This window comes from Kribbella sp. NPDC055110, from assembly GCF_053607525.1.
Genome location: NZ_JBSGTS010000008.1, coordinates 133,621 through 155,738, shown reverse-complemented (window position 1 = coordinate 155,738; position 22,118 = coordinate 133,621). Strand labels below are relative to the sequence as shown.

At 67.9% G+C, this 22,118-nt stretch carries 24 protein-coding genes; 14 read left to right on the top strand and 10 right to left on the bottom strand.

The window, feature by feature from the left end; genetic code table 11:
* Positions 1-8: 8 nt before the first annotated feature.
* Positions 9-2,168, top strand: coding sequence for a glycosyltransferase (locus tag ACWF0M_RS15225; protein ID WP_452236264.1), 2,160 nt, complete (start codon positions 9-11; stop codon positions 2,166-2,168).
* On the opposite strand, the gene ACWF0M_RS15220 is transcribed toward ACWF0M_RS15225, so the two are convergent.
* The gene (locus ACWF0M_RS15220) at positions 2,080-2,541 is read right to left on the bottom strand and encodes a GtrA family protein (RefSeq protein ID WP_452236263.1); all 462 of its coding nucleotides are present in this window, start codon (positions 2,539-2,541) and stop codon (positions 2,080-2,082) included. The two genes, ACWF0M_RS15225 and ACWF0M_RS15220, sit on opposite strands and share 89 nt — an antisense overlap.
* A 156-nt stretch (positions 2,542-2,697) precedes the next feature.
* On the opposite strand from ACWF0M_RS15220, the gene ACWF0M_RS15215 reads away from it, so the two are divergent.
* Positions 2,698-3,879, top strand: a complete 1,182-nt coding sequence (locus tag ACWF0M_RS15215) for an NAD-dependent epimerase/dehydratase family protein (protein ID WP_452236262.1) — start codon at positions 2,698-2,700, stop codon at positions 3,877-3,879.
* Here ACWF0M_RS15215 and ACWF0M_RS15210 read toward each other — a convergent pair.
* The gene (locus ACWF0M_RS15210; protein ID WP_452236261.1) at positions 3,842-4,744 is read right to left on the bottom strand and encodes a LysR family transcriptional regulator; all 903 of its coding nucleotides are present in this window, start codon (positions 4,742-4,744) and stop codon (positions 3,842-3,844) included. The genes ACWF0M_RS15215 and ACWF0M_RS15210 overlap by 38 nt on opposite strands.
* Before the next feature lie 123 nt (positions 4,745-4,867).
* On the opposite strand from ACWF0M_RS15210, the gene ACWF0M_RS15205 reads away from it, so the two are divergent.
* Entirely contained in the window at positions 4,868-6,076 is a 1,209-nt protein-coding gene (locus ACWF0M_RS15205; RefSeq protein ID WP_452236260.1) for an MFS transporter, read from the top strand.
* Here the strand turns inward: ACWF0M_RS15205 and ACWF0M_RS15200 are convergent.
* Both ACWF0M_RS15200 and ACWF0M_RS15195 read right to left on the bottom strand, forming a co-directional pair.
* Positions 6,049-6,147: a hypothetical protein gene (locus ACWF0M_RS15200; protein ID WP_452236259.1), complete on the bottom strand. Its 99-nt coding sequence runs from the start codon at positions 6,145-6,147 to the stop codon at positions 6,049-6,051. The genes ACWF0M_RS15205 and ACWF0M_RS15200 overlap by 28 nt on opposite strands.
* 30 nt (positions 6,148-6,177) lie before the next feature.
* Positions 6,178-6,900 (bottom strand): methyltransferase domain-containing protein, encoded by a 723-nt coding sequence (locus ACWF0M_RS15195; protein WP_452236258.1) that lies wholly within the window; start codon positions 6,898-6,900, stop codon positions 6,178-6,180.
* A 135-nt stretch (positions 6,901-7,035) separates the two neighbouring features.
* Here ACWF0M_RS15195 and ACWF0M_RS15190 point away from each other — a divergent pair, with 135 nt between their 5' ends.
* The 4 genes from ACWF0M_RS15190 (at position 7,036) to ACWF0M_RS15175 (ending at position 11,789) form a co-directional block, all read left to right on the top strand.
* Positions 7,036-7,401: a helix-turn-helix transcriptional regulator gene (locus ACWF0M_RS15190; RefSeq protein WP_452236257.1), complete on the top strand. Its 366-nt coding sequence runs from the start codon at positions 7,036-7,038 to the stop codon at positions 7,399-7,401.
* Between the two features lie 98 nt (positions 7,402-7,499).
* Positions 7,500-8,741 carry a hemopexin repeat-containing protein gene (locus tag ACWF0M_RS15185; RefSeq protein ID WP_452236256.1) on the top strand — a complete coding sequence of 414 codons (1,242 nt, stop codon included), beginning with the start codon at positions 7,500-7,502 and terminating at the stop codon, positions 8,739-8,741.
* Positions 8,742-8,756: 15 nt separating this feature from the next.
* The gene (locus tag ACWF0M_RS15180; protein WP_452236255.1) at positions 8,757-10,220 is read left to right on the top strand and encodes a hypothetical protein; all 1,464 of its coding nucleotides are present in this window, start codon (positions 8,757-8,759) and stop codon (positions 10,218-10,220) included.
* Positions 10,221-10,250: 30 nt separating this feature from the next.
* Positions 10,251-11,789, top strand: a complete 1,539-nt coding sequence (locus ACWF0M_RS15175; protein ID WP_452236254.1) for a LysM peptidoglycan-binding domain-containing protein — start codon at positions 10,251-10,253, stop codon at positions 11,787-11,789.
* On the opposite strand, the gene ACWF0M_RS15170 is transcribed toward ACWF0M_RS15175, so the two are convergent.
* Genes ACWF0M_RS15170 through ACWF0M_RS15160 form a run of 3 tightly spaced genes read right to left on the bottom strand, consistent with a single transcriptional unit; the run spans position 11,786 to position 14,900 of the window.
* Positions 11,786-12,787, bottom strand: a complete 1,002-nt coding sequence (locus ACWF0M_RS15170) for an alanine racemase (protein ID WP_452236253.1) — start codon at positions 12,785-12,787, stop codon at positions 11,786-11,788. The two genes, ACWF0M_RS15175 and ACWF0M_RS15170, sit on opposite strands and share 4 nt — an antisense overlap.
* Positions 12,788-12,791: 4 nt before the next feature.
* Positions 12,792-13,922, bottom strand: coding sequence for a lipid II:glycine glycyltransferase FemX (locus ACWF0M_RS15165; protein ID WP_452236252.1), 1,131 nt, complete (start codon positions 13,920-13,922; stop codon positions 12,792-12,794).
* Positions 13,923-13,976: 54 nt separating this feature from the next.
* Entirely contained in the window at positions 13,977-14,900 is a 924-nt protein-coding gene (locus ACWF0M_RS15160) for an SDR family NAD(P)-dependent oxidoreductase (RefSeq protein WP_452236251.1), read from the bottom strand.
* A gap of 122 nt (positions 14,901-15,022) precedes the next feature.
* Here ACWF0M_RS15160 and ACWF0M_RS15155 point away from each other — a divergent pair, with 122 nt between their 5' ends.
* Genes ACWF0M_RS15155 through ACWF0M_RS15145 form a run of 3 tightly spaced genes read left to right on the top strand, consistent with a single transcriptional unit; the run spans position 15,023 to position 17,530 of the window.
* Positions 15,023-15,589, top strand: coding sequence for a TetR/AcrR family transcriptional regulator (locus ACWF0M_RS15155; RefSeq protein ID WP_452236250.1), 567 nt, complete (start codon positions 15,023-15,025; stop codon positions 15,587-15,589).
* Complete coding sequence (locus ACWF0M_RS15150) at positions 15,586-16,302, top strand: SDR family NAD(P)-dependent oxidoreductase (protein WP_452236249.1); 717 nt, start codon at positions 15,586-15,588, stop codon at positions 16,300-16,302. Before ACWF0M_RS15155 ends, ACWF0M_RS15150 begins: the two co-directional genes overlap by 4 nt.
* Before the next feature lie 19 nt (positions 16,303-16,321).
* On the top strand, positions 16,322-17,530 hold the full coding sequence (locus ACWF0M_RS15145) for an MFS transporter (RefSeq protein ID WP_452236248.1): 1,209 nt from the start codon (positions 16,322-16,324) through the stop codon (positions 17,528-17,530).
* Here the strand turns inward: ACWF0M_RS15145 and ACWF0M_RS15140 are convergent.
* Positions 17,499-17,660, bottom strand: a complete 162-nt coding sequence (locus tag ACWF0M_RS15140) for a hypothetical protein (RefSeq protein ID WP_452236247.1) — start codon at positions 17,658-17,660, stop codon at positions 17,499-17,501. The two genes, ACWF0M_RS15145 and ACWF0M_RS15140, sit on opposite strands and share 32 nt — an antisense overlap.
* A 125-nt stretch (positions 17,661-17,785) precedes the next feature.
* Between ACWF0M_RS15140 and ACWF0M_RS15135 the strand changes: the two genes are divergently transcribed.
* Positions 17,786-18,355 (top strand): hypothetical protein, encoded by a 570-nt coding sequence (locus tag ACWF0M_RS15135; protein ID WP_452236246.1) that lies wholly within the window; start codon positions 17,786-17,788, stop codon positions 18,353-18,355.
* On the opposite strand, the gene ACWF0M_RS15130 is transcribed toward ACWF0M_RS15135, so the two are convergent.
* Entirely contained in the window at positions 18,348-19,151 is an 804-nt protein-coding gene (locus ACWF0M_RS15130; protein ID WP_452236245.1) for a deoxyribonuclease IV, read from the bottom strand. The genes ACWF0M_RS15135 and ACWF0M_RS15130 overlap by 8 nt on opposite strands.
* A 43-nt stretch (positions 19,152-19,194) precedes the next feature.
* Positions 19,195-19,704, bottom strand: coding sequence for an Lrp/AsnC family transcriptional regulator (locus ACWF0M_RS15125; protein WP_452236244.1), 510 nt, complete (start codon positions 19,702-19,704; stop codon positions 19,195-19,197).
* Between the two features lie 94 nt (positions 19,705-19,798).
* On the opposite strand from ACWF0M_RS15125, the gene ACWF0M_RS15120 reads away from it, so the two are divergent.
* The 3 genes from ACWF0M_RS15120 to ACWF0M_RS15110 all read left to right on the top strand — a co-directional run bounded on the left by ACWF0M_RS15120 (position 19,799) and on the right by ACWF0M_RS15110 (position 22,072).
* Complete coding sequence (locus ACWF0M_RS15120) at positions 19,799-20,917, top strand: MFS transporter (protein ID WP_452236243.1); 1,119 nt, start codon at positions 19,799-19,801, stop codon at positions 20,915-20,917.
* Positions 20,918-21,114: 197 nt separating this feature from the next.
* Positions 21,115-21,405 carry a 30S ribosomal protein S6 gene (gene rpsF, locus ACWF0M_RS15115; protein ID WP_130386399.1) on the top strand — a complete coding sequence of 97 codons (291 nt, stop codon included), beginning with the start codon at positions 21,115-21,117 and terminating at the stop codon, positions 21,403-21,405.
* 64 nt (positions 21,406-21,469) lie between these two features.
* The gene (locus tag ACWF0M_RS15110) at positions 21,470-22,072 is read left to right on the top strand and encodes a single-stranded DNA-binding protein (RefSeq protein WP_452236242.1); all 603 of its coding nucleotides are present in this window, start codon (positions 21,470-21,472) and stop codon (positions 22,070-22,072) included.
* The last annotated feature ends 46 nt before the right edge of the window (positions 22,073-22,118 follow it).

Genomic DNA, 22,118 nt, shown 5'->3' with positions numbered 1-22,118 from the left:
AAAGGAACATGCGCAAGCACTGGCTGCTCGCCGTCTTCCTGCTGGCGGGTCTGGTACTGCGTGTCCTCGCGACCGTCGCGTACCGGCCCGCGATCATCTACACAGACTCCATTCAGTACCTGACCAACATGGGCAAGCTGAGCCCGGATCAGCTGAATCCGATCGGGTACGACTTCGTGCTCGGACCGCTGGTGGCGATCGGTGGACTGACCTTCGTCGTAATCGTGCAGCACCTCGCCGGGCTGCTGCTCGGTATCGCGATCTACACGCTGGCGCGCAGGCTCACTGTCTATCGCTGGCTGGCCGCGTTCGCCGCCGCACCGATCCTGCTCGACGCGTACCAGGTGCAGATCGAGCAGAACATCATGGCCGAGACCACGTTCGACGTGATCCTGGTGGCGATCCTGTGGCTGCTCCTCGCGAAAGGCGCGCCGGGCTGGCGCCGCGCCGGCATCGTCGGCGTACTCGTCGGCGCCGCGTTCACGGTGCGCGCGATCGGCCTGGTCCTGCTGATCGCCGTCGTGCTCTACCTGATCGTGAGCGGCAAGCAGCGCGTACGCCGTACCGCTGCCGCCGTCGCAGGATTCGGTGTCGTCTTCGCCGCGTACGCCGGGTACTACCACGCGGAAACGGGCCGTTGGGGTTTCACCGGCGCCGAGAACCAGGTCCTGTACGGGCGGACCGCCACGGTCGCCAACTGCGACAAGCTCCCGCTCAACGAGGGCACGCGGCTGTTCTGCCCGAAGGAGCCGCTCGGGCAACGCCTGGGCGTGGACAGCTACGCCCACGACCACTACGGCGACCCCAACTGGCCCGGCCCACTTCCACCCGGTACGACGAAGCGGCAACTCGCGACCGAGTTCGCACACGAAGTCATCAAGCACCAGCCGCTCGACGTGACCTGGGCGGCACTGAAGGACTTCGCCAAAGGCTTCGCGCCCACTCGCACCAGCGAGCCTGACGACGTACCGCTGGACCGCTGGCAGTTCCAGCTGACGTACCCGAACCTCAAAGACCCCAACACCACACTGGCTGCAATGAAATGGGGAGGGTCCGAGCCACACGTCTCCCACGTACCTGCGGTCATTCTGCGGAACTACCAGCTCCACGGCGGCTACACCTCCGGCACACTGCTCGCACTGTGCGTACTGATCGCTCTTGCCGCAGTAGCAAGGGCTAAGGAGCTCCGTGCAGCCGCTCTGCTGCCTGTTGCGGCTGGTGTCATCCTCTTGCTCGGCTCAGCGGCGTTTGAGTTCTCCTGGCGCTACCAACTGCCCGGACTGGTGTTCTTCCCGCTGGCAGGCGCCATAGGCCTCCGGGCGCTGCTCGGCAAGGACCAGGCACGACCTCCGATGGCGGACTACCCCGACACCGTGGATTCCGAAGCCGCAAAGGGCCTAAAAACAACAGAGTTCGCTCCAGTCGTAGTAGTCATCGCCGCCTACAACGAGGCGAGCGGCATCGGACCAGTACTCACGAACATGCCAAAGACCTGCGCCGGCCTCCCGGTCGACGTCCTGGTGGTCGTGGACGGCGCCACCGACAACACCGCCGACGTCGCCCGTGAGCACGGTGCGTACGTATGTGTTGCCCCGAGCAACCGTGGTCAGGGCGCCGCGCTCCGGCTCGGGTACCACCTGGCAGCACAAGGCGGAGCACAGTACGTCGTGACCACGGACGCGGACGGTCAGTACGACAACGACGAGCTGGAGACCCTGCTGGAGCCGATCCTGCTCGACCGGGCCGACTTCGTCACCGGGTCGCGCCGCCTCGGGGCGGAGGACGCGGACAGCCGGCTGCGCTGGGTCGGCGTCCGGGTGTTCGCCGTACTCGCGTCGATCCTGACCCGCAAGAAGCTGACCGACACGTCGTTCGGGTTCCGCGCGATACGGGCCGAGCTCGCGACAGCGGTGACGTTGCGTGAGCCGCAGTACCAGTCGTCGGAGCTGCTGCTGGGCGTGCTCGCGCTCGGCGCCCGCGTGGTGGAGCTGCCGATGACGATGCGCCGCCGCGGTGACGGGAGCAGCAAGAAGGGCCCGGGGGTCGTGTACGGCGCCAACTACGGGCGGGTGATGACGACTACGTGGCTACGGGAGTACGTGCTTCGACGGGGTCGGCAACGGGCTTGGCGAACACCAGTCGGTCGAACAGCACGAACTTCACAATGAACAGCACCGCGTAGGTCGCGAGGTACGAGCCGGTCACCAGCACCGTCTGCCAGGCGTGAGACTCGAGCGGCTGCACCAGGTGATCGGTCACGGACGTGACCACCGCGGCCGTGACCGCCGATCCGACCACGATGATTGTGTACGGCAACTTCTGCCCGACGCGGCCCCAGGTCCAGCGGCGGTTCAGCAGGTAGTTCGGGATCACGCCGGTGATCCACGCGACCAGCGTGGCGACGAGCGCCGGCGTACCGAACCAGTAACACAGGGCGAACGCGACCTGGCTGACCACGGTGGCGATCACGGAGGATGCAGAGTACTTCGCCCACAGCAACAATCGGCTGCGGGAGAGATAGGCCTTGGTGAGTACACGCATCGCCGCCTATTCTGCACCCCCACACCAGCCGGCGGCAGTACGACCGAGATTCTCAGCCGATTACCAGCGAATAGGTGGCTCTGGTCACGTTACTGGAGTGTGTACTCGGGATAGGAAGGAATGTGACGACGTTTCCCGACGGAAGGCGGCCGAGCCGTGCGCGTACTCGTCCTGGGCGGTGACGGCTACCTCGGGTGGCCGACGGCACTGCACCTGTCCGACCGTGGCCATGACACGGCCGTGCTCGACAACATGGCCCGCCGTGGTTACGACCGCGAGCTGGGCGTCCAGAGTCTGGTCCCGATCGAGGATCTCGAAAGTCGGGTAGCGGCCTGGGAAGAGGTCTCCGGCCGGCAGATCCCGGCGTACGTCGGGGATCTGCTCGACGCGGACTTCGTCTACCGGGTGGTGCGGGAGTTCGCGCCGGACGCGATCGTGCACTTCGCCGAGCAGCGCGCCGCGCCGTACTCGATGATCGACCGCGAACACGCTGTCTACACCCAGCACAACAACGTGGTCGGCACGCTGAACCTGATGTACGCCATCGCCGAGACGAACCCGGACATCCACCTGGTGAAGCTCGGCACGATGGGTGAGTACGGCACGCCGAACATCGACATCGAGGAAGGCTGGCTGGAGGTCGAGCACAACGGGCGCACGGACCGGATGCTCTACCCGAAGAAGCCGGGCTCGTTCTACCACCTCAGCAAGGTGCACGACTCGCACAACCTCGAGTTCGGCTGCCGGATCTGGGGGATGCGCGTCACCGATCTGAACCAGGGCGTGGTGTACGGGCAGCAGACCGACCAGACCGTGCTGGACCCGCGGCTGGCGACGCGGTTCGACTACGACGCCGTGTTCGGCACGGTGCTCAACCGGTTCGCCATCCAGGCGGTGCTCGGGGAGCCGCTGACCGTCTACGGCAGTGGCGGGCAGACCCGCGGGTTCCTGGACATCCGGGACACCGTCGAGTGCATCCGGCTCGCGGTGGAGAACCCGGCGGACGCGGGCGAGTTCCGGGTCTTCAACCAGATGACCGAGAGCTACTCGGTGTCGCAGCTCGCCGTCCTGGTCGCCGAGTGCTTCCCCGGTCCGGTCCAGGTCGAGCACCTGGACAACCCACGCGTCGAGCAGGCCGAGCACTACTACACCGTCAAGCACACCGGCCTGGTCGGCCTCGGCCTCCAGCCGCACCTGCTCTCGGACACCCTGATCGAGTCGATGTTCGACATCGTCTCCGCCAACAAGGACCGCGTCGACCCGGCCGCGCTGCTACCGACAGTCCGCTGGCAGGGCCACCTCAAGCACCGCCGACCTTCGACCGCACCAACTCGGTGAACCGCCGCGCCGCCGGCGTGGCGGCATGGCCGCTGGGCAGCACCAGATCGACCCGGCGCTCCAGTTCGACCCCGGCCAACGGGACGAGCTGAAGCGCTTCGGCCGACCGCGGGTGCAGGCTGAAGTCGAGACCCTGCGGTACGAGGGCGACGCCGGCGCCGGCCGTCACCAGGTCCAGCAGCATCACCCATTCGTTGACCTCGCACCCGATCCGGCGCTGCAGACCCGCGGCCGCGAACGCACGGTCGGTGTCAGCCCGGGTCGACCAGGTCGGCGGCACCTCGACGAAGCGCTCCTCGACAAGCTGCTCCAGGTGAACGCCGGACTCCTTGGCCAGCCGGTGATCAGGCCGGCACGCCAGGACGATCGGCTCAGCGAGCAGCGGTACGACGTCCAGCCCGCTCGGCTCGTCGTCGACCAGCGCCACCAGGCCACAGTCGAGACCGCCATCGAGCACCATCGCGACCATCTCGGCCGTCGACCGCTGCACCACCGAGAGATCGACCTGCGGATGCGTCGTCGCGAACTCCGCCAGCCAGCTCGCGAACGGCAGGGTGTGCCCGGTCGTCTGCATGGCCCCGATCCGCAACTGCCCGGCCAGCACGCCGTGCACCTCTTGAACCGTCTGCCGCGCCGCGGCCGCGCTCTCCAAGGTACGGCGAGCCGCCGGAACCAGGGCCTCACCCTCTGCGGTCAGCCGGATCGGTCTGGTGCCGCGGACGAACAGCAGCGCGCCGACCTCCTTCTCGAGCGCCCGGATCGACGTGGACAGCCCTGACTGCACGATGTGCTCCCGCGCCGCCGCCGCGGTGAAGCTGCGCTCCTCGGCGAGCGCGACGAAATGCCGGAGGTGCCGGAGTTCCACCAGTCCAGTATCTCCCATGGAGATGGAAAGCATCTGAAACAGTCCCTGCAGAGCTGGTAAGGCGCCGGGACGGCTGCGGGTTCGGACTCAGTGGATCTGTTCCACGACGAAAGGCCTGTCCCCATGAGTACCGCTACCGCAGTGCGATCCACGAGCCGGCATCTGACCGGCTTCTGGTTCGTCGCCGTCGCCTTCGTGAGCGTGATGGCGTTCGGCACTGTCCCGACCCCGCTCTGGCCGCTCTACCAGGTCAGGGATCATTTCGGGCCGACCACTGTGACCGTCGCCTTCGCGGTGATGGTGATCGGAGCCGCGGCGAGTTTCGGGCTGCTCGGCCATCTGTCCGACCGGCTCGGCCGTCGCCGGATCATCGTGCCGGCGTTGCTCACCGGCATCCTGTCGGCCGCGGTGCTCGCGATCTGGCCGCAGCTTCCCGGGCTGCTGGCGGGCCGGGTCCTGACCGGGGCCGCGATCGGGCTGATGGCGTCGACCGCAACGGCGTACCTGACCGATCTCTACCGCGAGGCCCGTCCGGAGGCGAGCGCGACTTTCCCCGCTCTGGTGGCGACCGCGTCGAACCTCGGCGGTCTGGCACTGGGGCCGCTCGTCGCGGGGGCACTGGCGCAGTGGGTGCCGGCGCCGATGCGGACGTCGTACGTCGTCTTCGGTGTACTGATGGCGGCACTGCTGGTGTTGGTGGTCTCGACGCCGGAGACGGTCGACACCGAGCTGGCCGACCAGACCCGGCCGGTACGGTTCGCTCTCCGGCCGGGGTTGCGGAGGGCGTTCGTCTCGGCGGCGGCGCTCGGGTTCTTCGCCTTCGCGCTGATCGGGCTGTTCTCGTCGCTCGGCGCCGTCATCGTCCGCGGGGAGCTCGGCTACAGGTCGTACTTCGTCGCCGGGCTGGCGCCGTTCGTGACGTTCGCGGCGTCCGCGATCGCCCAGCTAGCGCTCGGCCGTCTCACGCATCCGAAAGTTCTGGCCGTCGGCACCGTCTTGTTCCCGATCGGTCTCGCACTGACCGCCGTGTCTCTGTACCGGCCGACGCTGTGGCTCTTCCTGACCGCCGCCGCACTGGCCGGTGCCGGGGCCGGGTTGCTCTTCAAGAGCGCGGTGACCGTGACCGTCCTGGCAGCGGAGCCGGCCTCCCGCGCCGGCGTCCTAGCGACGTTCTTCGTCATCGCATACATCGGCACGGGGGTGCCGTCGATCGCCTTCAGCCTCGCCGTCCGCCGGTTCGCACTGCAGCCGACGATGATCGCCTTCGCCGGCGTGCTGTCGATCGGCGCGCTCGCGGCGGTCGCTCAGTCGGTGAAGAAGCAGAAGATGTGACCGACCGGGTCGGCGTACACGCGGACGTCGGGTTGCGGCTGGAACTCCATCAGCCGCGCCCCGGCGGCCATCGCCCGCTCGTGTGGCTCATCTACGACACGCTAGCGGCGCGCACCGACAAGCAGCGTCGGAAGTACGGCAAGGAAGCGGTCCCGGCGGCCACGGTCAGCCTGTTCGGCGAGCCAGCTGTCGGCGTCATCCTGCGTGATCAACGCCTTCTCGACCGCGGCCCCGGCTGCCGCCTGCAGTTGCGGCGCCATCAGCTCGAAGCCCGTGACAACCTCGGTGTGTACGGCGACCTCGACGTCGTGGAAGCCGGCGTCGAGAAGTAGGTCACGGAGCGTACGAGTCGCGCGCGGCGACACTGTGCGGGACTCAAGACCGAGCCGGATCACATCGGTCAGGTCCTGGTCGGAGCTGTCGATCAGCACGAAGCCGTAGTCCTGCCCGCCGACCACGATCCGCCCGCCGGGACGCAGTACTCGATAGGCCTCGGCCACCGTCGGCGCGGCGTCCTCGAGCAGGTGGAACAGCCAGAACGCACGGTAGCCGTCCATCGAGGCGTCCTCGAGCGGCAACTGGTCGGAATGTGCCACGTGAAACATCGCCCCGGGCGCCCGCTCCCGGGCGGCCTCGATCGCGTCGGGATCGGCGTCGACCCCGGTCACCTTGAGGCCCTTTCGAGACAGCTCGGCGACCGCGTGACCCGCTCCGCACGCGACATCGACGCAGGTCGCGCCGCGCTTCAGCCCCAGCATCCGGTACGACGCCGCGCGCAACTCCGCCGCCCCGGGCCGCTCCTCGACCCGCTCCAGAAAGCTCATACGTCAACGCTGCAACTTCAGGTCCACCTGAAGTCAACCGGGCGCACGAAAGGGCACGTCCTGTGTAAGTCCGTTGACACTGCGTGGTCACGGAAACACACTGTGAAGGCCAATCACGGGGTTTCGGGGGGAACCATGCATGTGGACGACGTGGCAGCCATGCGGCTTGTTACCAGACTGCGCGACCTGTTGGGTCGCCAGGCCATGGTCTTCGAGGACAACGGCACACCGGGCGAGGAACCACTGGTCGTCGTGGTTCTGCCCGCTGCCCTCGCGACGGAGCTGAGAGCCGATCCGGCACCACGCGCCGAACTGTCGCCTGCCGAAACGACGGTTGCGGAGTTGGTCGCGCGCGGACTGTCCAATCGCCGCATCGCCGAGCACCTGTTCCTCTCGCACTTCACCGTGGAGACGCACCTCAAGCGCATCTTCGCGAAGCTCGGGCTGTCCTCCCGGGCAGAGCTCGCGGCGCTCGTCGCCTCCGGACGCCTGAATACCTGAATTCAGGGATACCGGGCGGAAGTAGCCCGACGGCACAGTGTTCTGGGAGCGGCCCTGCGATCACGCGGACCGCCACAGCGAACTGGGGGACTGGTGCCATGGGCAAGCTCACGGGATTCGTATCGCCGGCCGGGGACAAGGCGTTCTTCTTCACCGACGGCCAATATGTCCGGTACGACGTCGCGGCGGACCGGGTCGACGACGGCTATCCGCTGCCGATCGCGGGCAACTGGCCGGGGCTGTTCGAGTCCGGCATCGACGCGGCCGTGTGCTGGCCGGACGGAGCGGTGTACTTCTTCTCCGGCGACCAGTACGCCAAGTACGACTGGGACGCCGACCGGGTCGCGGACGGCTACCCGCAACCGATCGCGGGCAACTGGCCGGGGCTGTTCTCAAGTGTCGACGCCGGAGTGGTGTGGAGCAGCGGCAACGCGTACTTCTTCTCCGGCAGCGAGTACGTGAAGTACGACCCCGCCGCGAACGCGGTCGTGGACGGGCCGCTGCCGATCGCGGGCAACTGGCCGGGGCTGTTCGAGTCCGGTATCGACGGGGCCTTGTGGTGGCCGAGCGGCAAGGCCTACTTCTTCTCCGGCGACCAGTACGCGCAGTACGACGCCGAGGCGGACAAGGTCGCCGACGGCTACCCGCAACCGATCAGCGGCAACTGGCCGGGACTGCCGATCGGCGCGGCCGCGCCGCCCACCCAGCCCGATGGACATGCGATCTCGGTCCGTGACTACTTCCCGACCTTCACCCAGCCCCTCGAGGGCCGCGTCCCGTACATGTACCAGGACGTGAAAGGCCTGGTGACGGTTGCTGTCGGCAACCTGATCGACCGGCCCGAGGACGCGGTGGCGCTGTCCTGGGTGCACATCGACACCGGTCTGGCCGCGACCCGCGACGAGATCGTCGCGGAGTGGCACCGGATCAAGGAAGCCCCCGGACTGGCCAAGGGCGGCCATCTCGCGGCGAAGAAGATCGCGACCCTGAAGATGACCGAGGCCGCGATGGACGAGCTGGTGAAGGCGAAGTTCGACGCGAACGAGAAACGGCTCGCGGCCTTCTACCCGGACTGGGCGAACTGGCCGGCCGATGCTCGCCTCGGCGCGCACAGCATCGCGTGGGCCGGAGCGTACTTCCCGAACAAGTGGCCCAACTTCAACACCGCCGCGAACGCCCAGGACTGGGCCGCCGCGGTGACCCACTGCACCTTGTCCGAAGCCGGCAACCCCGGGATCGCGCCGCGCAACAAGGCGAACCGGCAGCTCTTCGCGAACGCCGCCGCGGTGGTTGCCCGCGGCATCGACCGCACTCTCGTCTACTACCCGACCGCACTCTGAAACCTGGGGGACACCATGCCTTTTCCACTGAACGACCTCGGCAACGCCGTCCGTGCGCAGATCTACCAGACGGTGGTCGGCGGCGACGCCACCGTGAAACCGTCGCCGAACACGTTCTTCACCTGGGTGACGCCCGGGCTGCCGTTCACGCCGAACGAACTCGACTTCGCCGCGGACGGCATCTTCTCCGCACCTGACGCCGAGACCCAGAACAAGCGCGTCATGCACGCCTACAACCTGTCGACCCTGCTCGACTTCATCCCCGACGTCGAGGGTCCGTACGGCGTCGAGCGGCAGGAGGCGATGTACAAGCCGGACGCCGAGAAGCGGCTGAGCGAGATCTACCGGCAGATCCTGCGGTTCTCGAAGGTGGCGCACTACGAGCTCACCGACGCGGAGAAGGCGAAGCTCGAGAAGTTCAACAACCTGCTCTGGGAGAAGAAGACCGTCAAGGACCTGGTCACCGACGAGGAGAAGGAGGTGACCGAGCCCAGCGCGATGATGCTGGCCTACTCCGAGAAGATGGCGTCGTACCTCGACGCGGCGGCGGAGTACAACTCCAAGCGCGCCGCGGCGGCCGGAGCCACCGGCCCGGACGGCAAGGTAGCCTCCGCCGACTGGATCCTGAATCAGAAGAACTACGCCCTCAAGGTGAAGGCCGCGATGGACGCCTGGACCAGCGGCGGGTACCGCAACCAGGTCGACCAGATCAACGCCTACATCAACCAGACCACCGAGCGCAGCTTGGCGCTGTGGAAGCAGAGCCTGGAGGAGCGGTACGAGCAGGCCCTGATCGCCACACCGGAGGTCGGCGTCTCGTTCCCGTACACCACGCTGGTGCCGGGTGACATCGCGAACTCGAACGGCTGGACGGAGATCGGTGTCACGCACAACCACACCGAGTGGTCCAAGGACCAGACCAACACCAGCTGGAACGCCGGTGCAGGGGTCGGCTGGGGCTTCTTCAGCTTCAACGCGGGCGTGAAGCAGGAGAACACGGAGTACACCGAGAACCACCAGGTCAACGAGTTCAGCCTGAAGTTCGACCTGGCGCAGGCCGTGATCGTCCGGGCCGGCTTCTACCCGGAGTTCTTCGCCAACCGCGGCTGGATCCTCCGCAAGGGCGAGGGCTGGTCCTTCGACGACATGCCGTCGGACGGCGCCCGCCCGCCGAAGGGCGAGTTCATCGGGTACGCGACGCAGGCGATCTTCGCGCGCAACCTCGAGGTGAAGTCGCGCGACTTCGTCTCGGCGTACAAGGCCACCACGTCGAAGACCGAGGTGTCCGGCGGCGTCGGCTGGGGTCCGTTCCGGCTCTCCGGCGGCTACAGCCGGTCGAACAGCCACGAGGACTTCAACTCGACCGAGGACGGCGAGACCCTGCGGGTTCCCGGCATGCAGATCATCGGGTTCGTCAACCACCTGATCGGCAAGGCGCCGAACCCGCTGGAAGAGCTCAAGGACGCGGACTTCGAGTAGGCCGGACCAACCGCTGGGGGAGTCGGAACGATGACAGGAATCGACGCGACGGTCGTGCTCGGTATGGCGGCGAAGGTTGAGCAGGTGTTCGCCGAGGACGGGGCCTATCACGGCTTCCCGATGGCGCCGATCGGGATCCGGGCCGAGAGCCTGATGGCGATGGCCAACGACCCGTTCGGCGCCGGCGCGGCCGCACAGGCACAGTTCTCGTTGCTGGTGAACGAGATCCCGGAGGGGCCGCTGTGGCAGCCCGACGGCGATCGCCTCTGGAAGGTGTACGCCGACGTGCTCGGCGCGAAGGTCGACGACGTACCGCGGACGCCCGCGCAAGAGGCGGCGTACCGGAGTGCTTCGGCCCTGCTGTACGTCGAGGACGGCGGGCGGCTCGTGCCCAGTCCGACGATGGTCGCCTACCAGCAGTACCGAGACGCCTTCCTCGCGGCCGGTCAGGAGTACAACAACCGGCGTGGCGAAGCCGAACTGTCCGCCGATCCGGCGGTCAAGGCCAAGTGGACGGCGGACGAACCGGTCCTCGCGGCGGCGGTCACCGACGCGTCGACGGCCTGGACTGTCCAGGGCAAACGCGCCGAGGTGGAGAAGGCACAGCGGACGATCGCCGATCTCGGGTCGTCCTCACCGATCCTGATGTGGGAGAAGTACCGGCAGTTGTACGACCCGACCGGGGCGGGGGACCCGTCGCTGACCACGCCGGACGGGCTGACGTACCTGCCCACCGGCATCCTGCCGTCCAACGTGACCCAGGTGGACTGGGCACGGATCACTGTCACCGCCGACGAGCTGACCCAGCTCGTTGCGAGAGCGCCGGCCGACCTGCGCGCCAGGTTGGCCGGCGGCGGAGACTCCGGGACGGAGGTCCTGACGTTCGAGTACTCGTTCGTCACCGTGACCAGGCCCTGGTTCGCGCCCGAGGTGTTCGCGTCCCACGCGTGGCGGTTCGCCGATTCGTCCCGGATCCTGTCCGACGGCGGCAGTCCGCCGAAGGGCGAATGTACGGCGTACGTGAGCGGGCTGGTGCTGGCGCGCAATGTCACCGTGCAACGTCGCACGGTCGGCGGCACTCCGCCGGACGGCAGCCTGGGCTTCGTCCCGGTGCAGACCAACTCCGCCGCCGAGATGATGATGGCGATGGATAGTGAGCCTGCCTCATTATCCGCTCGGCTCATTGACGCCCCGGTCACGCGGATGGTGCCGGTACCCGCCGTGCGCCGCTCGATCGCGGTCCGCGAAGGTCCGCCCATCATCTGGAAGCCCGGTCCGCAGCCCGTCCCGAACCCGCCGGTGGTCACCACGACCGATCCCGCCGATGTTTTCGTGCTGGCGTTCCAGTGCCGCACGTTGCCGAAGGCACCCGATCCCACACCGGCGATCGCGCAACAGGCACCGGCGCTACGGGTCTACCAGGTCGTGTCCGGTGATTCCCTCGGCAAGATCGCAGCCAGGTTCTACGGCAACGCCGGCTTGTGGCGGAAGCTGTACGCCGCCAACAAGCCGGTCATCGGCAAGGACCCGAACAAGCTGAAGGTGGGCCAGAAACTCACCATTCCTTAGTCCATCGACACCTTGTCGAACGAGGTGGTGGTGTAGCGGACGTCGAGGTCGACCTCGTCGCCTACCGCGGGCGGGGCGACCGACGACGGAAGGAACAGCATGCTGGCCTGCATGTGCGGCGGTTCGGCGAACCAGCGCTGCTTGCCCTCGATCGTGAACGGCGACAGCGCCATGCCGGCCGCATCCAGGCTGCCCTTGGCCATCGCGATCGCGCGTTGCCGGACGCTCGCCGCCGCGGTCGGCGCCTCCAGACCTACGCCGTGCGCCGTACCGCCGGAGACGATCAGGATGTGCCCGTCACCGCTGACCCGGCGCTGCCGGTAGCCGACGCGCTCGCCGCGGCGGACCGAATGTACGTCGAGAACGGTCGCCCGGACCGTCAGCGCACCACGGTCACCGAGCCACAGACCGGTGCCCATCCGGAGCTTCACGTCCGGACCGATATCGGCCAGCTTCTGCGCCGGTACGTGCGACACCCAGAGCGTGCCTTTGCGGACATCGAGGGCCGCTTTCGCCAGTTGCTGGGCCTCGCGCAGGTTGGCCGACGTACCGCCGGCGCCCATCGGGAAATGCAGCGACCAGCCCTCGAACCGGATCCGGTCGAGCGCGTTCAGCAGCATCGTGTGCCGCAGCTCGCGGGCGCCGATGCCGTGCCGGCGCATCGAGGTCATCACCTCGATCAGCACCCGGCTGCCGGCCGGAATCGAGACCAGATCGGCCAGCCGGCTGACCGTATGGATCACGTTCTTGCTCTGCGGCACCTCGAGGAACGGCCGCCACGGCGACAGGACCACGACGTCCTCGCGCGGATCTGCGGGGACCTCGAAGTACGTGCCGACCGCGACCGTCCGGGCGCCGAGCGCACGGGCCTCCGCGAAGAGCCGGTGGTTGCCGAAGCCGTACCCGTTGCCCTTGGCGACCGGGACGATGTCGGGGTTCCAGGTGGAACGCAGGTGGTCACGCCATCGATCGGAATCGACGTGCAGGACTAGGGGCATGGTGTCAACGCCGTCTCATGTAGAGGTCGAATGCGGTGTAGAGCGCCTTGTTCAACGGCAGATCCCACTCACCGACGTACTCGACGGCCTCGCCGCCGGTCCCGGTCTTGAACTGGATCAGCCCGACATGCGGGTCGTTCGGGTCCAAGGTGTCGGTGATGCCCCGTAGGTCGTACACGGACGCGCCCGCCGCGAGCGCGTCCGACATCATGCGCCACTGGATCGCGTTCGATCCGCGGACGTCTCGTTTGGCGGTCGAGCTGGCACCGTAGGAGTACCAGGAGTGACCGCCGACCCGGACCCAGATCGTCGACGCGACCAGGTCGCCCTCGTGATGGGCGTTGTAGATCCGGAAGTCACAGCAGTCGGCCGGCTGGTTGGCCATCGCGTCGTACATCTTCTCGAAGTACGGCAGCGGCCGCGGCGTGAAGTGGTCGCGCTCGGCGGTCTCGACGTACAGCCCGTGGAAGGCCTTGATGTCCTCGGTCCCGCCCTGCGTGACCTCGACGCCGGCCTTGTCGGCCTTCTTGATGTTGCGCCGCCAGAGCTGGTTCATGCCCTTGAGCAGGTCTTCCGGGGTGCGGCCGGCCAGCGGCACCTGGAACACGTACTGCGGTTGTCCGGCCGCGAACCCCTCCGCGATCCGGGGCGGCTTCCAGCCCAGCTTGCGGAGCTTGTCGGCGACGGTGGCACCGGACGGCTCGATCACGTCCGGGCGGACGTCGCCGAGGCGCGGCTGCTGACCGCCGGCGATGGCGTCCTTGATCGTCTGCGCGCTCCAGCGCCGGGTCGCCACCGGCGGACCCATCCGGATGCCGAACGCGCCGCGCTCCAGCAGGTGTTCGGCCAGCGGGCGCAGGTAGCTGCCGAGGTCGATCGCGTCCCAGTCGATCACCGGGCCTTCCGGCAGGTAGGCGAGGTACCGCTTCACCTTCGGCATCTGCCGGTACAGCACCAGACCGGCGCCGACCAGGTTGCCGGGGTTTCCCGACTCGTACCAGCCGAGTGACTCCGCCTTCCACTCACTCTTCACCGCCGCCCACCCCGGGGTCTGCAGGAAGCTCGCCGACGGCTGAGCCGCGATGTAGGCGGCGTGCTCGTCCGCGGAGATGGTCCGAATGCTCAAGTCACTCACGGTGGGTCAGGTTACCGGCCCAGCCACACGAACCGTAGCTGAGCCGGTTTCTGATCAAACCTGTGCGAGCAGCTTCTCCGACAGGTCCCACAACCGAGTGGCCGACTCCGGATCGAGCGCGTACTCCGCGACGCCGTGCATCGGATCGCCTGCCGTCAACGGCAGCGCCTCGTTGTTGTCCTCGAAGTAGCGGCCGGTGACGCCGTCGACGAGCGGCGAAGCGGCCAGCAGGACCGACGTCGACGCGCCCTGCTCGACGGTCTTCCACTCGAAGCGGTCCCATTCCCGCTGCACGTCCTCAGGCACGTGCCGCTGCAACGCGGTCCGGATCCCGCCCGGCATCAAGGCGTTGGCGACGATGCCGTCACTCGCCCAGCGCTTGGCCGCCTCGACAGCGAACAGGATGTTCGCGGTCTTGGATTGTCCGTACGACGCCCATTCCTCGTACTGCCTGTTCTCGAAGTGGATGTCCTCGAACACGACGTCCGAGGAGTGATGCGCACTGGAGCTGACGGACACGATCCGCGCGGAGCCGGCTGCCGCGAGCGCGTCGTACAGGCCGAGCGCGAGGCCGAAATGGCCGAGGTGGTTGGTCGCGAACTGGTGTTCCCAGCCTTCCGGCGTCCGGTTCAGCGGCTCGGCCATCACACCGGCGTTGTTCACCAGGATGTGCAGCGGGCCGTCCCAGGTAGCGGCGAAGGCGCGCACCGAGGCGCGGTCGGCGAGCTCGATCGGCGCGACGAAGATGTGGCTGTTGCCGGTGCTCTCGATGAGTTGGGCGGCGACACGTTCGCCGGCCGCGGTGTTCCGTACGGCGAGGGTGACCTCCGCACCGGCCGCTGCCAGCGCGCGGGCGGTCTCGACACCGATGCCGGACGCGCCGCCGGTGACGACGGCCCGGCGACCGGTCAGATCGATGCCGGCGACGACCTCGGCCGCGGTGGATTCATGCGTGAAAGGAGTGGTGATCCTGCTCATCAGGTCGGTTCCTGTTCTACGAGCTACGCTTTAACCGGAGGAGCCTCCGGTAATCCCAGTTAAGCGGAGGCACCTCCGGTTATCAAGTCCGCTAGGTTGTGGGGTCACGGGAGGTGGGGGAGATGACCGGCATCAGCGAGCGTCCGCTGCGCGCGGACGCCCAGCGCAACCGGGACCTGATCGTGGCCGCGGCGGCCCGTGCGTTCACGAAATGCGGTCTGGAGGCGACCCTCGAAGGGATCGCGAAGGACGCCGGGGTCGGCATCGGCACCCTCTACCGGCACTTCCCGACGCGCGAGCTCCTGATCGAGGCGGCGTACCGCAACGAGCTGGCGGCGGTCTGCGACGCGTCCGTGGAACTGCTCGAGAAGCTGCCCCCGGACGAGGCGCTGCGCGCGTGGATGGACCGCTTCATCGACTACATGGCGCGCAAACGCGGAATGGCCGACGCGCTGCGAGCGGTCTTCGCGTCCGGTGCGAATCCCTATGCACAGAGCCTCGAACTCCTGATCGGCGCAGTACAGCCGCTGCTCGACGCGGGCGCTGCAGCGGGCCAGATCCGGTCGGACATCTCGGCGTCGGACATGCTGGTCAGCATCGGTGGCGTCGCCGGCGCCGCGACCGACGATCGGGAACAGGCCGGTCGCCTGCTCGACCTGCTGATGGACGGCCTCCGGTACGGCGCATGAAGGTTGCTTTGGTGACCGGATCCGCGTCCGGCATCGGAGCTGCGACGGTACGGCGGTTGGCCGCGGACGGGATGACCGTCGCGGTGCACTCGCGATCCAGCCGGTCCGCCGGAGAGGCGCTGGCCGCTGAGCTGGGCGGTTCGTACCACCAGGCTGACCTCTCCGACGACGCGGCTGCCCAGGCGTTGGTGCCGGAGGTGGTGGCCGAGCACGGGCGTCTCGACGTACTCGTGAACAACGCCGGCATCAGCTGGCCCGTCCCGCACGCGGACCTCGACGGGCTGACCGCGTCCGACTGGCGGCAGCTGCTCGACGTGAACCTGATCGCACCCTGGCTGCTGTGTACGGCGGCCCTCCCGGCGCTCCGCTCGTCGGGCGGGTGCATCGTCAACGTCACCAGTCATGCCGGCGTCCGTCCGAAGGGCAGTTCGATCGCGTACGCCGCCTCGAAGGCAGCGCTGAATCACGTGACGAAGTTGCTGGCTGCCGCGCTCGGACCCGACGTACGGGTCAACGCGGTCGCACCCGGTCTCGTCGACACACCACTCACCGAGTCGTGGACCGAGGCTCAGGACCTGTGGAAAACCTCGAGCCCGATGCGCCGCGCCGCTCAGCCGGCCGATGTCGCCGACCTGATCTCGGCAGTTGTCCACAACCCTTACCTGACTGGTGAAGTGATCATGCTCGACGGCGGCATGAATTTGTGTCGGTGACGGCTTCTACGATCGCGGGATGTCTTTGGGTCGGGACTTCCGTCGGTTGTGGGTCGCGTTCACGGTCAGTGCGTTCGGATCGGCGGTGGGGCTGGGCGCGTTGCCGTTGGTCGCAGTACTCGCCTTGGACTCCAGCACGTTCCAGGTCTCGATGCTCGCCGCGTTGTCAGCGGTGGCCGGCGCGGCGCTCGCGTTGCCGATGGGCGACTTCATCGAGCAGCGGCGGAAGCGGCCGGTGATGATCGCGTCCGACCTGGTGCGGTTCGCCGGCCTGGTCTCGGTGCCGGTCGCGGCGGCGTTCGGCGTACTGACCTATACGCACCTGTGTATCGCGGGTGTGCTCCAAGCGGCCGGGACGATCGCGTTCCAGTCGGCGAGTGGCGCGCATCTGAAGGCGCTGGTGCCGGCCGATGGGCGGGCTGAGGCGAACAGCCGGTTCGAGCAGACGAACTGGGCCTCACTGAGCATCGGTCCGGCGATCGGTGGTGTGCTCGTCAGTCTGGTCGGCGCGACCGTCACGCTGGCGGTCGACGCGGTCTCGTTCCTCGGATCGGCGCTCGGGATCCGCCGGATCCAGCAGCCCGAGCCCGAGCCGGTGAAGCGAGAAGGGACGCGCGACATCACCGCCGGATGGCGGTACATCCTGCGGCACCGCGGGCTGCGCATCCTGTTCTGGAACTCCCAGCTGTTCGGCGGGCCGGTGATGATGACGTCGCCCTTGCTGGCGGTCTTCATGCTGCGTGACCTCGGGCTGTCCGCGTGGAGCTACGGGGTGATGCTCGGGGTCTCCTGCATCGGCGGGGTGATCGGCGCGCGGATGGCGCCGCGGCTCACCCGGCGGTACGGACTGCAGTGGATGCTGCTGGTGTTCGGCGTACTGCGGGCGCCATGGCTGCTCCTGTTCCCGCTGGCACCGCACGGGTGGGGTGGGTTCGTGCTGCTCACGGTGGCGGAGACGGGGCTGCTGGTGGGAGCAGGCGCGTTCAACCCGTCGTTCGCGACGTACCGCATGGAAATGACCGAGGACGGGTTCATGGCGCGAGTCGTGGGGTCGTGGTCGATCAGCTCGCGGTGCGTGCAGCCCGCGTTCATGGCGCTCGGCGGCGTGCTCGCGACGTTGGTCGGGATGCGCGGGGCGCTGTGGGTCGCGGGCATCTGCTGCACGCTCAGCGCCGTACTGCTTCCTTGGCGAGCGGCTAAACCAGCTGCATTGCCTGAGCCAGCCTGACGATCGAGCCCACCTCTTCGGGCTGCCCGTCCAGGTACGCGGCCGCTTCGTCGGGCGGCAGCACCAGGACGTCAGTGACCTGTTCGCCGTCCTCGGGGTTCGTCGGCTCCTGCTCGATAACGACGTCCACGACGTAGTTCGCCCAGTACGAGACCGGGTGCGGCAGATGCGGACGGTACGGCGCCGCGCGGCGATGGTCCGCGCGATGGGCCCCAAGCCAGCTGAGCGGACCTGCCAGGCGCTACCGTCGCTGCCATGGTGCAGCCAGACCCCGAACCCAAGCCCGCCGCGGCGGCCGACTCCGAGCCGGTCGCAGAAACGGAGGCGGTCGCGAAGGTCGAGGCGGTCCCGGAGACGCGCACAGAGCCCGAGGCGCCCGCGCTTGCAGAGCCCGGAGCCGAGGAGGAAGCGGACGACGAGGCTGAGCCGACGCCGGATCCCGAGAAGGCGCGGAGCACGGTCGACCGCCTGCTGTGGACCAGCGCCTGGCTGACCGTCGTGGTCGGGGTGTTCCTGGTGTCCGGCATGCTCCAGGTCGACCGCAGTTACAACATCCTCGCGTGGGTCGGCGCGGTAGTGGCGATCCTCGGCCTGCTCGCGCTCTTCGTCGCGTACGCCGGGTGCGCGCTGAACCGCATCACGCTGCGAACCAAGGTCGTCGGCCCCGCCGACCTGTTCCAGGCCAGCACCCTCGTCGCCGTCGTCGTCGTGATCTGCGGTCTGCTCGTACCGGCCAACAACAGCGCCGCGCTCGCGATCCTGCTCCCCTGGGCCGTGACCTACTGGCTGCACGGCCTGGACAAGACGAAGGCCCCGACTACGTGAGGTGCGCCCGCAGGTAGTCCAGGTCGGCCTTCTGGCCGTTGTCGGAGTTCGGGGTCTCGACGACGACCGGGGCACCGGCGGTCTGCACGACCGCGACGATGTCGGCCGGGTCGATGTGCCCGTCCTCGAAGTTGCTGTGCCGGTCCGCGCCGGAGCCGAACTCGTCGCGGGAGCCGTTCGCATGCACCAGGTCGATCCGCCCGGTGATCGCGAGCACCCGCTCCACGATCGTCGGCAGCTCCTCGCCGGCCGCGTGGAAGTGGCACGTGTCCAGGCAGAACCCGACGTTCTCCAGCCGGTCGTTGCCGGACGCCTGCACCGCCTCCCAGAGCCGCGCGATCCGGTCCAGCTGCCGGGCCATCGCGTTCTCGCCGCCGGCTGTGTTCTCGATCAGCAGCGGCACCGGCAGCTCGGCGCGCTCGATGCACTTACGCCAGTTGTCGAACCCGGCCTCCGGGTCGTCCTCGTCGCCGACGTGCCCGCCGTGCACGATCACGCCCTTGACGTCGATCTCGGCCGCCTTGTCCAGCGTCTGCTGCAACAGCTTGCGGCTCGGGATCCGGATCCGGTTGTTCGTGTTCGCCACGTTCAACCGGTACGGCGCGTGCACGTAGAGGTCCACGCCCGCGGCGGCGGCCCGCTCCTTCAGCGCGTCCTCGCCGTCGGCGTACGCGAGCTTGGGCGCCTTGTAGTCCTGCGGATTCCCCAGGAAGAACTGCACCAGATCAGCACCCCGATCGGCCGCCTCGGCCAACGGATCCTCCTGGTCCACATGCGCACCAAGCTTCACAGTCATACCCACCACCCTAGAACCGCCCACCGACAAACTCTTCAGCAGCTCAATCCGCCGCGGTCGACCAGCCGGCGGAGCGGGTGATCTTGCGTTGGCCGGGGGGTGGGGGCTGGACGGGGCGGCCGTCGAATTCTGTGGACAGGACGATGTGGGTGTTCATCTCGCCGTGTTCACCGAGGCGTTCGAAGAGGCCTTCGAGGTGACGCATCGAGGTGACGCGGACGCGCAGCATCGAGCACGAGTTGCCGCTCAGCTTGTGGATCTCCAGGACCTCGGGGAAGTCCTCGGCCCGGGTGGTCTTGAGCAGGCAACGGCCCGTCGTACAGCGCATCTGCACGAACGCGGACAGCGGCTGGCCTGCCTTCGCCGGGTCCACGTCGGCGCGGTAGCCGGTGATCACACCGGCCTCCTCCAGGCGGCGTACCCGGTCCGCCACCGCGGGTGGTGAGAGGTTGACCCGCTTGCCGAGCTGGTTGAACGACAGCCGGCCGTCGGACTGCAGCGCAGCCAGGATCTGCCAGTCGGTGGAGTCGAGTTCGCGCTCCTGAAAGGTCATCTGTCCAGAACACCTTCGATATCGACGGTCCACAAGGGCAGACGCCTTGTTTCGCGCATTCATCACAGTGTTCAGCCTTTCTAGCGTTGTCGGCATGCTGATTCCCGTCGTTCTCGCCGCCGCCCTGATGAACGCCGCGATGGTCGCCGCCAGCGCGGTCAGCGCCATCCTGATCGCCGACGACCTCGGTCCGGCGCTGGCCGGACTTCCCAACACCGCAGGTGTCCTGGGCACCGCCGCCGGCGCTGTAGCGGTCGGCCGTTGGACGTCCCGGTTCGGACGCGCGCAGGCCCTCCGGACCGGGTACGGCGTCGGCGTCGCAGGCGGAGCGTTCACAGTCGTCGCTGCTGTCGGCGCACCGGTCGCACTGCTCTTCGTAGGCATGTTCCTGCTCGGTGTGGGGAACGCAGCGAGCCTGCTCTCCCGGTACGCCGCTGCAGACGCCGTACCGCTTGCTCGCCGGGCACGTGCGATGAGCACCGTGGTCTGGGCCAGCACACTCGGTGCGGCAGGCGGACCGTTCTTCATGGCGCCGTCCCAGACGTTTGCGTCCGGGTTCGGCCTGCCGGCGATCGCAGGTCCGTTCCTGCTTGCTCTGGCCGCGGTCTTCGCCGCACTGGTCGCGTCGACGTACATCCGGCGTACCAGCTCGGCTCACGCACCACAGGTCCGTCAGACGTCCGGCGGACGACCTGTGGCGCTGGCAGCCGGAGTGATGATCGTGGGCCATCTGGTGATGGTGTCTGTGATGACAGCTGTCCCTGTGCACACACACCAGCACCACGACGGGCTGGGGGTGCTGGGAGTGATGCTGTCTGTCCACACCCTGGGGATGTTCGCGCTGTCACCGCTAACCGGTTGGGCCATCGACCGCTTCGGGCCGCGGGCGGTCACACTCTGCGGATTGGTCGGTCTGCTCGTGGCCGCCGTACTGGTCACACGGACCGGGCTGGTCTTCACACCGGCGCTGTTCCTGCTCGGGTACGCGTGGAACCTCTGCTACCTCGGCGGTAGTGCACAGCTGGGGTCGGCCGAGCGCGAGAGCCGCGTGGAGTCGTCGATCTGGACGGTCGCCGCGCTCGCCACGGCCTCGTCGCCGTGGCTGTTCACGCTCGGCGGGTTCCCGGTTCTAGCGGTCGTCTCGGTCGTTCTCGTCGTACCGTTGCTCCTGCTGGTGACACGCCGAGCTGAACTCGCTGGCGTCTCTCGATGACGCGGAGTTACCGGAACAGGCCTGTGGATATGGTCAAGTGATAGTCCGAACGCTGGTACTCTTTTGGATGTGGCCCGGTCCATCGACCGGGCTCGTTGCTTGGCGTCGGCGGCAAGTGCCGGCGTGGAGCAGTCCGCATCGCCCTCCTGCCACGGAGAGACCGTGGCCGCCAAGTCCGAAGGAGGTGGAGTTCGCGCATGCGTCGTTATGAAGTCATGGTGATCCTCGACCCGGAGCTCGATGAGCGCACCGTGGAGCCGTCCATCGACCAGTACCTGAACATCGTCCGCAAGGAAGGTGGCACGGTCGAGAAGCTCGACATCTGGGGTCGTCGCAAGCTTGCCTATGACGTGAAGAAGAAGTCCGAAGGCATTTACGCCGTCGTCGACCTGACCGCCGAACCGGCGGTCGTGAAGGAACTCGACCGTCAGCTCACGCTGAACGAGTCGATCCTGCGCACCAAGGTCATCCGGCCGGACCAGCACTGAACCTCGGGCGTCAGGTGGTCTGGCGTCACACCACCCATCGTCTGCAGTACAGGAGGAAGTTGTCATGGCCGGTGAACCACCTATCACTCTGATCGGAAACCTGACAGGTGATCCGGAGCTGCGGTTCACGCCGTCCGGGGCCGCGGTCGCGAACTTCACGATCGCCTCTACTCCGCGGACGCTGGACCGGCAGAGCAACGAGTGGAAAGACGGCGAGACCCTCTTCATCTCGTGTGCCGTGTGGCGGCAGGTCGCCGAGAACGTCGCGGAGTCGCTGACCCGCGGTTCCCGGGTGGTCGTGCACGGGCGCCTGAAGGCGCGCAGCTACGACGACCGCGACGGGAACAAGCGCACCGTGTTCGAGTGTGATGTCGAGGAGATCGGCGCCAGCATGCGGTACGCGACGCTGAAGATCTCGAAGACGTCGCGTTCCGACGGTGGCGGTTTCGGTGGCGGCGGCAACCAGGGTGGCGGTAGCTACCAGGGTGGCGGCGGCCAGGGCGGCAACCAGGGCGGTAACTTCGGCGGCGGCCAGGGTGCCGCTCCGCAGAACGACCCCTGGGCGACCCCGCAAGGTGCACCACAAGGCGGTGGCGGCCAGGCCGCTCCGCAGAACGACCCCTGGGCCAGCCAGGGCGGCGGCTCGATGGAGGAGCCCCCGTTCTGATCGGCCCGCAATCCCGTTAGTGACCATTCCGGCATCCGTGCCGGGC

Coding starts and splice junctions, on each gene's coding strand:
- ACWF0M_RS15225 (WP_452236264.1), top strand. CDS start 9: ATGCGCAAGCACTGGCTGCTCGCCGTCTTCCTGCTGGCGGGTCTGGTA.
- ACWF0M_RS15220 (WP_452236263.1), bottom strand. CDS start 2,541: ATGCGTGTACTCACCAAGGCCTATCTCTCCCGCAGCCGATTGTTGCTG.
- ACWF0M_RS15205 (WP_452236260.1), top strand. CDS start 4,868: ATGAGTACCGCTACCGCAGTGCGATCCACGAGCCGGCATCTGACCGGC.
- ACWF0M_RS15200 (WP_452236259.1), bottom strand. CDS start 6,147: ATGGCCGCCGGGGCGCGGCTGATGGAGTTCCAGCCGCAACCCGACGTC.
- ACWF0M_RS15195 (WP_452236258.1), bottom strand. CDS start 6,900: ATGAGCTTTCTGGAGCGGGTCGAGGAGCGGCCCGGGGCGGCGGAGTTG.
- ACWF0M_RS15190 (WP_452236257.1), top strand. CDS start 7,036: ATGCATGTGGACGACGTGGCAGCCATGCGGCTTGTTACCAGACTGCGC.
- ACWF0M_RS15185 (WP_452236256.1), top strand. CDS start 7,500: ATGGGCAAGCTCACGGGATTCGTATCGCCGGCCGGGGACAAGGCGTTC.
- ACWF0M_RS15180 (WP_452236255.1), top strand. CDS start 8,757: ATGCCTTTTCCACTGAACGACCTCGGCAACGCCGTCCGTGCGCAGATC.
- ACWF0M_RS15175 (WP_452236254.1), top strand. CDS start 10,251: ATGACAGGAATCGACGCGACGGTCGTGCTCGGTATGGCGGCGAAGGTT.
- ACWF0M_RS15170 (WP_452236253.1), bottom strand. CDS start 12,787: ATGCCCCTAGTCCTGCACGTCGATTCCGATCGATGGCGTGACCACCTG.
- ACWF0M_RS15160 (WP_452236251.1), bottom strand. CDS start 14,900: ATGAGCAGGATCACCACTCCTTTCACGCATGAATCCACCGCGGCCGAG.
- ACWF0M_RS15155 (WP_452236250.1), top strand. CDS start 15,023: ATGACCGGCATCAGCGAGCGTCCGCTGCGCGCGGACGCCCAGCGCAAC.
- ACWF0M_RS15150 (WP_452236249.1), top strand. CDS start 15,586: ATGAAGGTTGCTTTGGTGACCGGATCCGCGTCCGGCATCGGAGCTGCG.
- ACWF0M_RS15145 (WP_452236248.1), top strand. CDS start 16,322: ATGTCTTTGGGTCGGGACTTCCGTCGGTTGTGGGTCGCGTTCACGGTC.
- ACWF0M_RS15135 (WP_452236246.1), top strand. CDS start 17,786: ATGGTGCAGCCAGACCCCGAACCCAAGCCCGCCGCGGCGGCCGACTCC.
- ACWF0M_RS15130 (WP_452236245.1), bottom strand. CDS start 19,151: ATGACTGTGAAGCTTGGTGCGCATGTGGACCAGGAGGATCCGTTGGCC.
- ACWF0M_RS15125 (WP_452236244.1), bottom strand. CDS start 19,704: ATGACCTTTCAGGAGCGCGAACTCGACTCCACCGACTGGCAGATCCTG.
- ACWF0M_RS15120 (WP_452236243.1), top strand. CDS start 19,799: ATGCTGATTCCCGTCGTTCTCGCCGCCGCCCTGATGAACGCCGCGATG.
- rpsF (WP_130386399.1), top strand. CDS start 21,115: ATGCGTCGTTATGAAGTCATGGTGATCCTCGACCCGGAGCTCGATGAG.
- ACWF0M_RS15110 (WP_452236242.1), top strand. CDS start 21,470: ATGGCCGGTGAACCACCTATCACTCTGATCGGAAACCTGACAGGTGAT.